Genomic DNA, 14,014 nt, shown 5'->3' with positions numbered 1-14,014 from the left:
TTAAGAAAATTCAGCCAATCGTTGGTCGATTATACCTCTTAAGATTTGAACACCTACTGTATTAAATCGATTAGTAGGTATAATCACATCTGCATAGGCCTTAGTAGGCTCAATAAATTGCTGATGCATGGGTTTTAATGTGTTTTGGTAACGTTCCAGAACTTCTGTGAGATCACGACCGCGATCTGCGATATCTCTTTTCAACCTGCGTATCAATCGTTCATCACTATCACAATCTATGTAGACTTTAATGTCAAATAGATCTCTAATGCGTGGTTGGGTAAGTATTAAAATCCCTTCAACGATTACCACTTTAGAAGGTGCTGTTTTAACCACTTCACCAGTACGGTTGTGCTCGACAAAAGAATAAACTGGTTGATCAATTGTTTTACCTTCTTTAAGCTCCAGCAGGTGTTTCTCTAATAATTCAAAGTCGATACTTCCTGGATGATCAAAGTTGATTTTCACACGTTCTTCATAACTCAAATGGGAAGTGTCTTTATAATAGGAGTCTTGCGAGATTACATTTACTTCATGATCTGGATAGGTATGGACCATTTGGTCCACGACTGTGGTTTTTCCACTTCCAGTTCCACCAGCTATTCCTAGTATAAGCATTTGATTTTTTTATTTGTGCAAAAATAGGGATTTGAACTTGAATTTGAACTCGAACTAATGGGCTAACTTTAATTTGAAATTAATGGTTATTTCAAATAAATTTTCTGATTGAAATGAAATTTTGCATCTTGGCAATTAATTGAATTTCATTGATGGATACAATTGTCTAATTTTCTCTCATCGCCATCATTCTTTGATATAGTGTAGGATGCGAGTAGTTGAAGAAGACATAAGCTGGATGCGGTGTAAGATTGCTTAAACTGGTTTTATTCAATTTTTTAAGTGCATCGATGAGCGGTTCTCCTTTATAAGTATCTTTTGCAAAAGCATCGGCTTCATATTCAAATTTTCGCGAAAGCGAACTCATCACTATTCCAGTAATCGTAGAAATAGGCGAGTAGAGCAGTCCAAATGCCACTAAACCGACATGGAAAGAAGGTATGGCCACACCTAGAGCCTCTGAAAGTGTAGCGCTATCGACAAATAATGAAAACAACCAAAGTGTAAAACCTGTCGTTATAGTACTTGCTATCAAGTTATAAATGATATGTTTACGTTTATAATGCCCAACCTCGTGAGCTAGTACGGCAACGATTTCTTCTTCAGTTAATTTAGAAATTAATGTGTCATAAAGTGTTACACGTTTCTCACTTCCAAAACCACTGAAGTACGCATTAGCCTTAGTAGATCTTTTACTACCATCAATCACAAAAATCTTATCGAGTTGAAAACCTACACCTTGTGCATAATTTCCAATAGACGTTTTTAAAGTTCCTTCTTCTAGAGGTGTTTGTTTATTAAAAAGTGGAACAAACCAGCGCGCATAGAACATATTCATCAATAGAGAGATCGCAAAAATCAAAATCCATACATACCACCAGAAATTTGCTCCAGCCCAATCATAACATACAATTACGAGAGACAATATTCCACCGCCTAGAATTGCGGTAAGCAACCAACCTTTGATTTTATCGATGATAAAAGTCTTTATCGTTGTTTTATTAAAACCAAATTTTTCTTCAATCACAAAAGTAGAGTAGTAGGAAAAAGGTAGTGAGATGATTTCACCAGCGGCCGCAATGACTGTAAAAAATAATAAGCCAACTAGTATATCGTGATTTACTAAAGTGCGTGCCCATGTGTCGATAATAGCAAATCCATCATAAAATAAAAAAATCAGAATTGCAATAAAGGAAATACTGCTGCTTAAAAGACTGAATCGATAATTGGTCTTTTTATACTCTTGTGATTTAGCATACTCATCGGCATCATAGACGTCATTCAATTCTTGGGGAACATCTTTAGAATACCATGTATAATTAAGATAACCTAATAATTGATCTAATATAAAATCAAAAACAAGTATTCCTATAATAAGATAGAACAATGAAATAGCGTCCATAGGTTAATTTTTCACAAATGTAATGGTAAATAAGAAGCTTTGATTATTTAAAATCTCGTTGCCTTTTTGCTTCAAATATTAATATCGCTGCACTTACTGAAAGATTCATAGAATCTATAGCACCACTCATGGGGATAATTATGTTTTTCAAGGCAGCGTCTCGCATTTCTTGAGATAATCCGGTTGCCTCAGTTCCTAGTGCAATGGCGCTTCCGGTAGTATAATCCATGACATCATAGCGTTCACTAGATTGTAATGTAGCTGCATATAAGTTGATGTTTTTGGACTTTAAGAAATCCACTACTTCGCTAGTTGTACCTGTTGCAGTAGGAACGGTAAACACACAACCTACGCTAGATCGTACTACGTTAGGATTAAAAAGATCTGCTACTGGATTTGCGATGATAAAGGCATCTACTTTTGCAGCATCTGCAGTTCTTAAAATAGCACCTAAATTCCCAGGTTTTTCAGGTGATTCTGCTATAAGGATTAAAGGATTCTTAGATAATTTTAAATCTTGTAGTTGTTGAGATTTCGCTTTTGCGAAAGCGATAACACCTTCTGTTCCTGTCCTGTATGCAAGTTTCTCATACACTTCTTGAGTAACTGATATAACTTCTGGATTACTATTGATATTTATTTTGTGGTAGACATCACTAGCTTCAAAATCTTCTGTATTTAATAGAATAGATCCACAGACTAATAATTGCTGTAACTCAAAACCACCATGATCACCTAGCATGATCTCGCGTTGTCCTTCAATAAGAAATAGGCCTTCTTTTTTACGTGCTTTACTCTTGCGTTGCAATAATTCTGCATGACGGATGATGGCGTTGTGTGGACTGGTAATGTGTTTCATTAAAGCAAAGGTAAGTGGAAATTGAGTGATATTTAAAATGATGATACAATCTTTTAAATAGATAATAGATTGCGTTTATAGTCAGTTTTTCTTATTTAATTATTGATTTTGAGTATCTACTTTTACTCGGCTGCAACCATGATTCTATTATCTTTATATTAAAATAAATGTTATGAATTTTCACACTAGAAAATGGATCAAACCCGAAGATTTAAATCCTAATGGCACCTTGTTTGGTGGCCGATTGCTAGAATGGATTGATGAGGAAGCAGCGCTTTATGCTATAATCCAAATAGAGAATCAAAAGGTGGTAACTAAATACATGAGTGAGATCAACTTTAGAGCCAGTGCAAAACCTGGAGATATTGTTGAAATAGGACTAGAGGTTAACAAATTCGGTAGATCATCTATAGATCTTAAATGCGAGGTGCGTAATAAGATGACTTATGAAACAATCATTACTATTGAAAACATCATCTTAGTAAATCTTGATGAAGATGGTAAACCTCTCGCACATGGAAAGACCGAAGTTGAATATCAATCTGATCGAATGAAAAAGAAAGGCTTTTAAGCTTTTACTTGATTATCGTTCAAGTATTTTTCTTCCATCCAGAAAGTTCCAAATGGTACAACAGACATCGCTAAAACAATAAGTAAAGTTTTAAAGCTCCATTTATTTAATTGAGCTACTAATATCGCTACGACTATGTAAGAAAGAAAAAGGACACCATGTGCCATTCCTATAATCTTGTTAGGCATAGGCATTGCTGCTAGATACTTCAACGGCATGGTTACAAAAAGGATTAATAAAAAAGAATAACCTTCTGTAATGGCTAGATATTTGAAAAACTTGTTCATAGCAGTGAATTATAAATGCAAAGATAAGCTCTAGCGATTTTTTTACTGCTTATCATGATTGTAAAAGCATGTATTTGTTGGTAAAATATTTGTTAAAATGGAAGTAGATGATGTCGCGCTATTATCTTTGTATTCTTAATAAATATTGATGGCTCATAAAGACGTAAAGATTCATATAATAGGTGCTGGTGTAAGTGGACTAGCTGCGGCTCTTACATTAAAAAAAGCTGGTTATAATGCTCAAGTATTAGAACAGGCTGCTACAATTGGTGGTCGAGTAAACACAACTATCAATGGCGCAATGAAGCTTGATCATGGTTTCCAGGTCTTGTTAGATCATTATCCAGCAGCGCAAGAGTTCCTTAATTTAGATTCTTTAGACTTAGTAAAGTTTAGTCCTGCGTCTGTCATTTATATAGATGGTAAAAAGCACGTAATAGGTGATGCGCAACGTGATATGAAGTATGCGTGGAAAACGATTGTTGCTGGAGTAGGTAGTGTCAGTGATAAATGGAAGGTATACACGCTTTCGCGAAAGCTAAAACAGAAAAATCTAATAGATATTTTTAAAAGCCCAGAAAAAACTACTCTTCAATATCTTCAAGATTATGGTTTTTCTGAAAAGATGATCAAAAGCTTTTTTAAGCCTTTTTATTCCGGTATTTTTCTAGAAACTCAACTGCAAACGAGTAGTCGTATGTTTGAGTTTGTCTTTAAAATGTTCAGTGAAGGAAACGCAACTATTCCTGCTGCTGGAATCAAAGCAATACCTGAACAAATGGCTCATCAATTAGATGGACAAATCCAATTAAACACCACCGTTAAAGAAGTTGTTGCAGATACAATTCAACTAGTTAACGGCGACAATCTTAAGAGTGATTATACTATTATAGCTACTCCTGCAGATGTTTTAGTGCCCAATTTACCTAAGTCAAATAAGCCATGGCACAGTGTTCAGACTTTATATTTTGATACAGATGATCATGGTTTTGACCAGCCTATCATTGGTTTAATTGCTGGTGATGATTGTTTAAGTAATAACTTTCATTTTCTAAATGATGTTTTTGAAAATCATCCAAAGGTGATTAGTGTAAGCGTTGTGGCAAAACATGATCTCACTAAAGATCAACTAGAAGAACGTGTGCGTAAAGAACTTATAGAGCAGGCTCATATTAAGGCTGGCGATTTGATTCAAATGATGGAAATTAAAAAGGCATTGCCAACCTTTGATAGCATTCAATATGCTATGAGCCCTACTGAAACTCAACTTACTCAAAACATCTTCTTAGCTGGTGATCAATTGAGTAATGGATCGTTAAATGCAGCAATGCTGAATGGTAAGGCTGCAGCGCAAGCGGTAATTAGTAATATCGAGAATGGAATTTTTGTTTAACTAAAAGTGCGTGATTTCTATAATTTGAGATGTAGAAAAATCAATATGATATACTTTTCCCATGATTCTGAATAGTTCTTCAGTTATTTCTACGGTTGTAATTTGATTTCGATCGTATTCCTTAGAGTAGTTAGATTTATATTCTAGCTCTTTAGAGAAACCGTTTTTTAATAATAGAGAATAATTGGGTTCTATAGTTCTGACAACTGTTTTATTAAAATCACCACTTGAAGCCTCGCAATAAATAGGACGTGGCTTGATATCCCTTCTTGAATAGATGGCATATTGTACATAATCATTATCAAAAGCTATTACAGCACTTCTGTTTTTATTACTGTCTTCATAGAACAGATTAGTAAGGTATTGTTGTAATTCTTTTCTTTGAGTTAATAAATCAAATGTATTTATTGTTTCGTTTGAAATCCATTGATTTTTAGAACGATCCTTAAAGAAATTGCTATATATGATATAAAATAAAGCACTAGCAATTGCTAAAGTACCTGCAATGTTGAAAACATAATCTATCACAGTCCGTTTATCTTGCTGTAGGATCAGCATCTACATGGTTAATATCAAAAACAGACTCTTTTTTATTTCCTAGAATGCTAACACCTTTTTGCATTAGTAGGTTATTAGGGTAGGTGATGGTCTCGCCATCATTAGTTTTAAGTACGGTATAAAAGCCTTTAATGTCTTCTATTACAGCAGTTACCGGTAAATCTTTATCATGTATTCTAATACGATCACCTATTTTAAATGGAAAGGCAAAATATAGTATAAAACTAGAGGTTAAGTTGCTTAAAATACTCCAGTTTGCAAACAACGCAACACCTATTACTGCAAACGTAGATGCCAGTGCTGTCCAGAAACCGTCTTTAGAAATTCCCCAAACAAAAATAATTGCAATGGTTGATAACGTCCATAGTAAGTAACCTACATATCTATTGATATACTGACGTCTTAATTTTGATCGATTAAGATCTTTTGAAAGTTTTGCAGCACTCCAAGTCACAAATCGGTGTACACCTATTGTTAGTATTAGGATAACAATTGTGAATATAACTTCAGTCCTAATTAAGAAATCGATCATAATTGTAAACTATCTCTTAAAACTTGATACTCACTACCTTTTTGCGACCAGTATGGTGTATTTAATGTTTTAATTAACGTACCTGTAGAAACGGCAGGTTTACCATTATCATTATAACGCTCCATCCAAGAAAGGATTTTATAAGGAGCCTCTTTTTGAGTTTTAAAAGCAATAATACGATCTAAGTCTTTGTACCTAACACTGTATAAATAACCATCCTCAATCTCTCTAAAACTTGCAGTTGCTTCATAAGGTTTAGTCTCGACATGCTTTAATCTTAAATACTCAAGACTAGGAATTAATTTTAAATCGCCTGTAGGCATTGAAGTCGGGTCTATCCTTAATTGCACAGGAATTTGATTTTCAGTCATGACATGCTCGACTTCAAAATAATCTTCTTGTTCAGACTGGAAATAAGAAAACAAACTTACATCATACACCTTATCGTATTGATTTAATTGCATGTATGTATGTCCACACCATTCTTGAATACTAGAAGATATTTTAATCGCATTATCCTTCTTATCTAATGGTAAAAAGGTGCTACTCATAATAGAATAAGGATAGATACCTGTATTAAAATCTCTAGTTACATTTAGTTTCATAATAGGACGATTATCATCTGATGGATTATCAGCCTTAACTTCATCTACTGTATTGAATGGTTCAGTAACAAAAATCATCACAGATTTTCCATCACGCATTTCTCCATATCTAGATTGTGAGAGTTCATAACTAGAAATTTCTGCCTTACCACTGTACCAATAGTCTTTAAAGTCTTGTGTTAAGGTAAGATCTTCTAGTGATTCTAGACGATTGTTATCAGTACTATGATCTGTATTGGTGCTTGATGTTTTAGAATTACAAGAAGTTATAATTAAAGCAATAGCGATGTAGAGAAATTTATTCATGGTTTTTAATCTTATAGTAAAGATACTGTTTGTCATTTCAATACTAATTTAAAATGGCGTTAAGTATTTCTTTTTAAAATTAAACACTTTATGATTTCTCTAGTACCATCAATCAATAATTTTTATAAATTTTGTATCTACAATTAATAACTATGAAAGAAGTAAAAGCATATGCAGCATCTGCAAACGATGCGCCTTTAAAAGAAGTTAATATTAACCGCCGTGATTTATTAGATAACGATGTTTCCATAGACATCATGTATTGCGGTGTATGTCATAGTGATATACACGCAAAGCTTAATGATTGGGGAAATGCAAAATATCCTATCGTACCAGGACATGAGATAATAGGTAAAGTGACAGCTGTGGGAAGCAATGTTTCTAATCATAAAATAGGAGACTTAGTAGGAGTAGGCTGTATGGTTGACTCTTGTCAGGAATGTAGTGCTTGTAAGGAAGATCAAGAAATGTGGTGTGAGAATGGTTCTACCAGTACTTATAATAGTAAAGATCCACATTTAGGAGGTCATACACTAGGAGGATATTCTAAACTTATAGTGGTAAGAGAGGAATTTGTTCTTAAAGTACCGACTAACCTTGATACTAAAGCAGTTGCACCACTTTTATGCGCTGGTATTACAACCTATTCACCATTAAAACACTGGAATGTTAAAAAAGGTGATAAAGTAGGTATTATTGGCCTTGGTGGTCTAGGTCACATGGGAATCAAATTTGCTGCTGCAATGGGAGCAGAAACAGTGATGATTACCACTAGTGAAGAAAAAGCAAAGGATGCTAAAAGACTAGGAGCAGATCAAGTAATTATTTCAAAAGATGAAAGTCAAATGAAAGAACACAATGATTCTTTTGATTTTATTCTTAACACGATACCGGTAGGCCATGACGTTAATCCTTATCTAGCCTTGCTTAAAAGAGATTGTACCATGTGTTTAGTAGGAGCCATTGAACCTTTAGAGAATGTGCACGGTGCAAATCTTATTTTAAGAAGAAAAAAATTAGCTGGATCATTAATAGGTGGTATTAAAGAAACGCAAGAGATGTTAGATTTCTGTGGTGAACATAATATCACATCAGATATTGAAATGATTGACATGCAAGATATTAATAATGCCTTTGAACGCGTTCAGAAAAACGATGTTAAGTATCGTTTTGTAATTGATATGGAGACGTTGTAGTATCTCGCTTTCGCGAAAGCGTATTTATTAAAACTCTTAAAAACTCAGCATCTATGGTGCTGAGTTTTTTTTTATGCCTGTTAAGAGTTAGTTTTACCATTCATCTTTATATATTTTAATGAATTCATTTACTGCCCAACAAGTTTGTGACGTTTTAGAAGGTACCCTTATAGGATCTACAACTCAAGAAATCACAGGAATAGAAGAAATAAGAAAAGCTACAAAATCTGACTTAACCTTTATAGGAAATAAGAAGTATGCAAAATTCTGGGCAGATTCTAAGGCATCAATTGCAATCATTAGTGAAAATATTGAACTAGCGCCAGGTGATAATCGCGTTTTAATAAAAGTAAAAAACGCAGATCTAGCTATGGCTAACATGTTAGAAGCTTTTTTACCACCTACACCTGTTTTTGAAACAGATATTCATCCTACAGCAGTGGTACACGAAACGGCAACTATAGGAAAAGGTGTCCAAATAGGTGCGCATTGCTATGTAGGTAAAAATGTAACCTTAGGCGATGGAGTGAAATTATATCATAATGTAAGCGTGTTTGATGACTCTACTATTGGTTCACAAACAGTTGCCTGGTCTGGAACAGTGATTAGAGAACGTTCTCAAATAGGTGCTCAATGTATATTTCATAATAACGTGAGTATAGGTGCAGATGGTTTTGGATATCGTCCATCAAATGATGGTCGTGGACTTATTAAAATACCACACATAGGAAATGTTGTAATAGGTAATGCCGTGGAGATAGGTGCTAATTCTTGTGTGGATAGAGCTAAGTTTAATTCAACCATAATAGGTGATGGTTGTAAAATTGATAATCTAGTACAAATTGCACATAATTGTATATTAGGAAGATGTTGTATCATGGCAGGTCATAGTGGTCTTGCTGGGTCTGTAACCTTAGGTGATGGAGTAATTATAGGTGGTAGTGCATCTATAAAAGATCATACAACTATTGAGTCAGGAGCAACGGTAGGTGCTGGTAGTGGCGTTATGAATAATGTAGCTGCTGGTAAAACAGTACTGGGCTATCCAGCAACGGACTCTCGAGAGATGCTTAAGCAATGGGTTGCACTGCGCAAGCTTGCTAAATAAAGATGTTTTTTAATATTACTATTTGATCATGAATCAGTTTGTGAAGTTATTATCATTACTATTATTTGTGAGTGTTTCAAACGCGCAAACAGATCAATTAAAAGGATTTAAAGATTATTATCCAATATCAGTAAGACCAGAAGCGTCTATAGGATTAGGTAATAATCCATATGAACAAATTCTTTTAGAGGCAACTCCTGTGGTTTACTATGGTTTCTATAATGATATGCGTCGTTCTTTAAATCAGGATACAATTACTAGCGGTGATGCAGTTTACTTATCTTTTCAGCCTCATTTTAGAATCTATAATGAAGAATCTAAGCCAGTTAAAACACCTAGTTATAAAGTTCTTATAGGATGGCAACGTATTATTAAAACTGATGATGATAACTTCCTAACGGCAGCTATAGAGTCAGGTCATTTCAGTAATGGGCAAGCAGGCAGTGCTTTCAGTACTGAGTTTGAAGATAATTCTGAAGAAAGTATAGCTATCTATGATAGTATTACTGATGATACTGATCTTGCAGCGCTACTTAATAGGAGTACAGGTAATTTCTCTACTAACTTGACTCGTTTTAGTTTTAATTATAGATTAAATACGTTTAACGAAGACAATATTCCCCAAAAAATACATTCTATGACGGCTACCTATCAATTGTATCATGATAAATTTATGGGCTTAATTGATTTTGGTGGTTATAATCCACAGGATATTGACATTTACGGTAGACATAAGTTTGAGCTAGGATATGAGTTTACTTCCCATCTTAAAAAAATGCGTTTTACATTAAGTCAGCAGTTTGATTATACCATAGGTTCTCATCCTTCCAGTGTCCCGTATCGATCAGTCACTACTGGAATTTTATATCCATGGGATAATGATTTAGGCTTTTTTACAAAATTCTCTTTTGGAAGAGATAACTATAATTACCGTTTTGTAGATAATTTTCCTCGCTTTACAGTTGGTGTGACATGGGATTGGTTTACGCCATTTGTGATTAAACCTAAAAAATTACAGTTAGATCCTAACGAACTTGAAAATAAAAATCAAGGCTAGCATATTTAACGTAATTATCGTTAAAGAATAGACTACTTTTGCGCGCTATAAAAAAGTAGAAAATGAAGCGTATTAATCAGTACAAGAAGATGTTCAGTGTTGAAAAGAATATTGATCTTAAAGAACTTAAGAAGAGTTATCGCAATCTTGTAAAGGAATGGCATCCAGATAAATTTCAGGATGGTGATGATAAGAAGGAAGAAGCAGAGGTTATGAGTCGTCAGATTATTGATGGTTATCATTTTCTAGTAAGTATTGCTCCAGAAACTAAGGAAGCAAACCTAGAGGCTTATACAGAAACAATAACTAATACAGGTATTGAAGACTTTGATCATAAAGGTCAAGTACTAGAAGTAACCTTTACTGATGGGTCAACTTATGAATATTTTGGTGTTCAAAAGCCTGTTTTCCGTAAGTTAGTAAACGCAGACAACCGTTATAGATTTGGTAAACGTAATATCTTTAGTAATTACCTTTATCGCAAGTCTAAAAAAGATCAAGACCAAGATCAAGCATAATTATATCCTTGTATTTTTGTTTTAATAGTTAGGGCCATGGCAGAATTTAAATCATCTCAACAATCTTTATCTCCAGAAGAGATACAACAGTGTATTGATATTCTTAATAGATTGAATACAGATACTGATGAGATATTTGAAATTCCTATGGAGACGCGTATAGAGCTTATTAAACAAGCTGGAATGCTCTCTAGACCTAGTCGTGACGAATATAAAAGAAGAAAAAAGGATGCTGTAAAAGCTGCAAAACGTAAAAGAGCAACTAGAGATAAACACGCTCGTAAAGAAACTGGAATACGTAGTGCTCGTGAAGCTAGTGTCTTTGTTGCTCCACAAATCTTACTGCAACAACAGCTTGAACAACAGGAACCAGGAGAATTAAGTACTCCAAGAAACTGTTATGTCTGTAAAACGATGTTCACAAAGTTGCATCATTTTTATGACCAGATGTGTACAGATTGTGGTGATTTCAATTACGCAAAGCGCTTTCAAACTGCAGACGTTAAAGGTCAGGTAGCTCTAATTACAGGTTCAAGATTGAAAATAGGATATCATATATCCTTAATGTTACTACGTGGTGGCGCTACCGTAATTGCTACAACACGTTTCCCTGCAGATAGTGCTATACGTTTTTCAAAAGAACCCGATTATAATGATTGGGCACATAATTTGAAAATTCATGGTTTAGATTTAAGACATATTCCTAGTGTAGAAATCTTTTGTAATTTCATAGAACAACGCTATGAAAAGCTAGATATTCTCATTAATAATGCAGCACAAACAGTACGTAGGCCATCCGGTTTTTATGCGCATTTAATGCCAAATGAAAACTTAGACTACAGTGAGTTACCACCTTATGCTCAAGAGTTACTTAAGGATCATCAAGATTGCCTTGCAGAGATTAAAGCACTTTCACCAGCAGCTTCATCAAATAAGAACATGCCTGTAACATGGCATGGTCCAGAACCTGGAATAGGATTAAGAGCTAGTGCTCAACTTTCTCAAATTCCTTATAGTTTTGACAAAGCCCTTAGTGCTCCAGAAGTTTTTCCCGAAGGTGAACTGGATGCAGATTTACAACAGGTAGATTTGAGGAAAACAAACAGCTGGAGACTAAAATTAGGGGAAATTGAAACAACTGAGATGATTGAGGTACAGTTAGTAAATTCTGTGGCTCCATTTGTACTTTGTAATCGTCTTGCTGAGTTGATGAAAAAAGAAAATACTGGTAAAAAACATATTATCAATGTTAGCGCCATGGAAGGTAAGTTTCATACCTTTTTTAAAGAAGATCGTCATCCACATACTAATATGGCAAAAGCAGCCCTTAATATGCTTACCCATACTGCTGCGGGAACACTAGCTAAGGATGGAATATACATGAATGCTGTTGATACCGGATGGGTCACAGATGAAGATCCGGCCGAGCTTTCAAAACGAAAACAAGAATTACACGATTTTCAGCCACCATTAGATATTGTAGATGGTGCGGCACGAGTTTTAGATCCTTTATTTGACGGTATCAATACTGGAAAGCATTGGTGTGGTAAGTTCTTAAAAGATTACAGACCTATAAGCTGGTAATGGAAAAGAAACCAGTATTAATCATCCTTTCTTTTTTTGCGGTTTACGTTTTTTGGGGTTCTACATATTTATGGAATAAAATGGCGGTAACAGAACTGCCACCATTTATGCTTGCTTCCATAAGATTTAGCACAGCAAGTGCTATTATATTTGTTATTGCAGTTTTGTCGGGTAAAAAACTTACCATCACAAAAAAACAACTTCTCAATACTGTCTTAGCTGGGTTTTTATTTCTAGCCTATGGAAATGGTGTTTTTGTATGGGCATTAAAATATGTTGATAGTGGTTTTGCTTCTTTATTAGCTTCATTACAACCGTTAGTCTTGTTATTAATGATGCGATTTGTACAACGCAAATCATTAAAAATTAAATCTATAATAGGTGTTCTTCTTGGTCTTTTTGGAATGTATTTATTGGTAAGTCAGAAAGATTTACAGATGCAAGAAGATAGTTGGATAGGAATTCTCATGATTATGAGTTGTATCATAAGTTGGAGTGCTGGTAGCTTATTTGTGGCAAAAGCTGATACTCCATCTAATTTTTTTATAACAACTGGATATCAAATGTTGAGTGCAGGAGTTATACTAGCCATAGGAAGTTGGGCGTTTGATGAAAGTTGGTCAGAACCATTGAGCTGGCAATTGAATACACAAATTGCTATAGTCTGTTTAATTTTATTTGGTAGCATTGCGGCTTTTACAGCTTTTAACTATTTACTTAAAGTAGTGAGTACAGAAAAGGTAGCTACATCATCTTATGTTAATCCAATTATCGCTTTGTTACTGGGTTGGTATTTTCTCAATGAAAGCATTACAGTACAATCTATGATTGCAGCAGCAATAATGTTAACAGGTGTATATTTTATAAATTCTCGTAAAGTACGTTGATTTAACAATCCCTAACAGTAATTATTATAGTCTTAAGACATGTATTACTTTAAGTGTAGTACATTGTTAGAAAATTAAGAACATGAGAATTACCATACTATCTTTTTTAATATTATTTATCTACACCACGGCTAGTTGTCAGGAGCAGTCGGACAAAGTGCCTCAAGTGGTTCTCAATGCTTTTCAAGCTAAATATCCTGGAGAAAATGACCCAGATTTTGAGCTAGATGATCATGGTTATTGGGAAGCTCATTTTAAAAAAGATGGTGAAAGTTATCGTGCCGATTTTCATGCCGATGGTTCATGGAGAGAAACTGAAAATTCAATTAAGAAATCAGAGATTCCTAAAGCCATTCAAGATGCAATAGAAAAAGAATATCCCGATAAGAAAATCACTGAGGCAGAACACGTTATTAGCGCAACACAAGGTGAATTCTATGATATTGAATTCAAACAGGAAGGAAAAAATATGGACGTCATGTACCGAAAAGACGGTACTAAAGTCTAAGTTTATAATTTAAAATTTAGAAACG

General features: G+C 34.4%; 16 protein-coding genes. 9 read left to right on the top strand and 7 right to left on the bottom strand.

Annotation, left to right across the window (positions count from 1 at the left end):
- The 3 genes from udk to ACJJVI_RS10635 all read right to left on the bottom strand — a co-directional run bounded on the left by udk (position 1) and on the right by ACJJVI_RS10635 (position 2,879).
- Entirely contained in the window at positions 1-618 is a 618-nt protein-coding gene (udk, locus tag ACJJVI_RS10645) for a uridine kinase (protein ID WP_006795138.1), read from the bottom strand.
- A 166-nt stretch (positions 619-784) separates the two neighbouring features.
- Positions 785-2,020 (bottom strand): M48 family metallopeptidase, encoded by a 1,236-nt coding sequence (locus ACJJVI_RS10640; RefSeq protein ID WP_036579190.1) that lies wholly within the window; start codon positions 2,018-2,020, stop codon positions 785-787.
- A 43-nt stretch (positions 2,021-2,063) separates the two neighbouring features.
- A complete protein-coding gene (locus ACJJVI_RS10635; RefSeq protein ID WP_405351874.1) occupies positions 2,064-2,879 on the bottom strand; it encodes a TrmH family RNA methyltransferase in 816 nt (271 codons plus the stop codon).
- 172 nt (positions 2,880-3,051) lie between these two features.
- Between ACJJVI_RS10635 and ACJJVI_RS10630 the strand changes: the two genes are divergently transcribed.
- Positions 3,052-3,450, top strand: a complete 399-nt coding sequence (locus ACJJVI_RS10630) for an acyl-CoA thioesterase (RefSeq protein ID WP_036579187.1) — start codon at positions 3,052-3,054, stop codon at positions 3,448-3,450.
- Here ACJJVI_RS10630 and ACJJVI_RS10625 read toward each other — a convergent pair.
- Positions 3,447-3,737: a DUF3817 domain-containing protein gene (locus tag ACJJVI_RS10625; protein WP_036579186.1), complete on the bottom strand. Its 291-nt coding sequence runs from the start codon at positions 3,735-3,737 to the stop codon at positions 3,447-3,449. The two genes, ACJJVI_RS10630 and ACJJVI_RS10625, sit on opposite strands and share 4 nt — an antisense overlap.
- 148 nt (positions 3,738-3,885) lie before the next feature.
- Between ACJJVI_RS10625 and ACJJVI_RS10620 the strand changes: the two genes are divergently transcribed.
- Positions 3,886-5,130 carry an FAD-dependent oxidoreductase gene (locus tag ACJJVI_RS10620; RefSeq protein ID WP_405351871.1) on the top strand — a complete coding sequence of 415 codons (1,245 nt, stop codon included), beginning with the start codon at positions 3,886-3,888 and terminating at the stop codon, positions 5,128-5,130.
- Here the strand turns inward: ACJJVI_RS10620 and ACJJVI_RS10615 are convergent, their stop codons facing one another.
- Genes ACJJVI_RS10615 through ACJJVI_RS10605 form a run of 3 tightly spaced genes read right to left on the bottom strand, consistent with a single transcriptional unit; the run spans position 5,131 to position 7,131 of the window.
- Positions 5,131-5,688, bottom strand: coding sequence for a hypothetical protein (locus ACJJVI_RS10615; RefSeq protein ID WP_405351869.1), 558 nt, complete (start codon positions 5,686-5,688; stop codon positions 5,131-5,133).
- Positions 5,666-6,220: a mechanosensitive ion channel domain-containing protein gene (locus tag ACJJVI_RS10610; RefSeq protein WP_405351867.1), complete on the bottom strand. Its 555-nt coding sequence runs from the start codon at positions 6,218-6,220 to the stop codon at positions 5,666-5,668. The genes ACJJVI_RS10615 and ACJJVI_RS10610 overlap by 23 nt, the downstream gene beginning before the upstream one ends.
- A complete protein-coding gene (locus tag ACJJVI_RS10605) occupies positions 6,217-7,131 on the bottom strand; it encodes a septum formation inhibitor Maf (protein ID WP_405351865.1) in 915 nt (304 codons plus the stop codon). Before ACJJVI_RS10605 ends, ACJJVI_RS10610 begins: the two co-directional genes overlap by 4 nt.
- A gap of 152 nt (positions 7,132-7,283) precedes the next feature.
- Here ACJJVI_RS10605 and ACJJVI_RS10600 point away from each other — a divergent pair, with 152 nt between their 5' ends.
- The 7 genes from ACJJVI_RS10600 (at position 7,284) to ACJJVI_RS10570 (ending at position 13,989) form a co-directional block, all read left to right on the top strand.
- Positions 7,284-8,327, top strand: coding sequence for an NAD(P)-dependent alcohol dehydrogenase (locus tag ACJJVI_RS10600; RefSeq protein WP_405351863.1), 1,044 nt, complete (start codon positions 7,284-7,286; stop codon positions 8,325-8,327).
- Positions 8,328-8,445: 118 nt separating this feature from the next.
- Complete coding sequence (lpxD, locus tag ACJJVI_RS10595; protein WP_405351861.1) at positions 8,446-9,435, top strand: UDP-3-O-(3-hydroxymyristoyl)glucosamine N-acyltransferase; 990 nt, start codon at positions 8,446-8,448, stop codon at positions 9,433-9,435.
- A 28-nt stretch (positions 9,436-9,463) separates the two neighbouring features.
- Positions 9,464-10,492, top strand: coding sequence for a hypothetical protein (locus ACJJVI_RS10590; RefSeq protein WP_405351859.1), 1,029 nt, complete (start codon positions 9,464-9,466; stop codon positions 10,490-10,492).
- 62 nt (positions 10,493-10,554) lie between these two features.
- Positions 10,555-11,010 carry a KTSC domain-containing protein gene (locus tag ACJJVI_RS10585; RefSeq protein WP_036579175.1) on the top strand — a complete coding sequence of 152 codons (456 nt, stop codon included), beginning with the start codon at positions 10,555-10,557 and terminating at the stop codon, positions 11,008-11,010.
- A 36-nt stretch (positions 11,011-11,046) separates the two neighbouring features.
- A complete protein-coding gene (locus ACJJVI_RS10580; RefSeq protein ID WP_036579174.1) occupies positions 11,047-12,594 on the top strand; it encodes an SDR family NAD(P)-dependent oxidoreductase in 1,548 nt (515 codons plus the stop codon).
- The gene (locus ACJJVI_RS10575; RefSeq protein WP_348021156.1) at positions 12,594-13,481 is read left to right on the top strand and encodes an EamA family transporter; all 888 of its coding nucleotides are present in this window, start codon (positions 12,594-12,596) and stop codon (positions 13,479-13,481) included. The genes ACJJVI_RS10580 and ACJJVI_RS10575 overlap by 1 nt, the downstream gene beginning before the upstream one ends.
- 82 nt (positions 13,482-13,563) lie before the next feature.
- The gene (locus ACJJVI_RS10570; protein WP_405351856.1) at positions 13,564-13,989 is read left to right on the top strand and encodes a PepSY-like domain-containing protein; all 426 of its coding nucleotides are present in this window, start codon (positions 13,564-13,566) and stop codon (positions 13,987-13,989) included.
- Positions 13,990-14,014 lie beyond the last annotated feature (25 nt).

Source organism: Nonlabens sp. Asnod3-H03 (assembly GCF_045063665.1).
Taxonomy (GTDB): domain Bacteria; phylum Bacteroidota; class Bacteroidia; order Flavobacteriales; family Flavobacteriaceae; genus Nonlabens; species Nonlabens ulvanivorans.
The sequence above is the reverse complement of the archived record's forward strand: the minus strand, read 5'-3'. Positions and strand labels throughout refer to the sequence as shown.